The organism is bacterium (genome assembly GCA_024226335.1).
GTDB lineage: Bacteria > Myxococcota_A > UBA9160 > SZUA-336 > SZUA-336 > JAAELY01.
In genome coordinates this window covers 1-1,025 of record JAAELY010000032.1, presented here as the reverse complement: position 1 = coordinate 1,025, position 1,025 = coordinate 1, and the positions used below count along the sequence as shown (strand labels likewise).

Sequence of the window (1,025 nt, the reverse complement as noted above, 5' to 3'; positions counted from 1 at the left end):
TCCGCTCAAGCTACGGCCTGTTCGGGATCGTGTTCGAAGTGACCATCAAGATCCGGCCCACAACAGCCCTTTCGGTGCGGCACTACTCGTTGAGCCTTGTGGACTTTCGCAAGTTCTTCCCCATCTACAAGGCGCGCGGCTTCGCGGTAATGTACTACATCTTCCCCTATGCTAAGCGCGTCGTGGTCGAGATCCGGAAGGACAATCCTGATGCTGCGCCCAAGTCGCGTATGACCTGGGCCTACCGCAACCGGTTCTGGCGAAAGTACGCACCCGCCATCGCGCTGTGGATCGACAAATACATCGAGAAGCGGAAATTGCATGCCAGCGCCCAGGATGCGTTCTTTTACGGCTTGCGCCGGCTCATGGTGTGGTGGGTCCGTTCCAACCGCACCTGGCCGCACGCACAGATTATCGACTACCCGCGCAATCCGGGCGAAACTAAATATCTGTTCAGCATGTGGTCGTTCCGGGAGACCACGTTCTTCGACACTCTGGAGGAGTATTGCGATTTCTGCATTGCCCATGCAGACAACACCGGCTTTCGCTGCAATCTTCCTTCGGTCGGCTATGCCATCGCTCGCGACTGCGAGGCGCTCCTGTCTTACACCTGGGAAGGGCCGGGCATGAGCATCGACCCCGCCTCTACCGGCGGCCGAGCCTGGGAAGAGTTTCTCCATGCGTACAACGATTTCTGCAGCCAACGGGGCGGGATCCCGCTCTTCAATCAGACGCCGTTCCTGACGCCCGAGATGGTCCAACGCGCTTTTGGACCGCGGCTCAAGAAGTTCGCCGACGCGCGGGCGGTGCTCGACCCGCAAAGGCCGCTTGCTGGATCGGCATTTCCGCGAGCTTCTGTCTCTCTAAGCACCCGTGGCCTTGACGAACCAGCGGATGAGGGGGAATGACATCACCCTCGGCAGATTGCGCACCGTCTTCAGAAACAGCTCGACCTGAATCGGGAAAGCGATCTCGTAAGGCCGCTTGGGCAGCTTCTTCAGGATTTTCCGCGCGCAGCGTTCTTT

1 protein-coding gene is annotated in these 1,025 nt (G+C 59.2%); it reads left to right on the top strand.

Annotation, left to right across the window (positions count from 1 at the left end):
- Positions 1–38: 38 nt before the first annotated feature.
- A complete protein-coding gene (locus GY725_01580; GenBank protein MCP4002863.1) occupies positions 39–908 on the top strand; it encodes a hypothetical protein in 870 nt (289 codons plus the stop codon).
- The last annotated feature ends 117 nt before the right edge of the window (positions 909–1,025 follow it).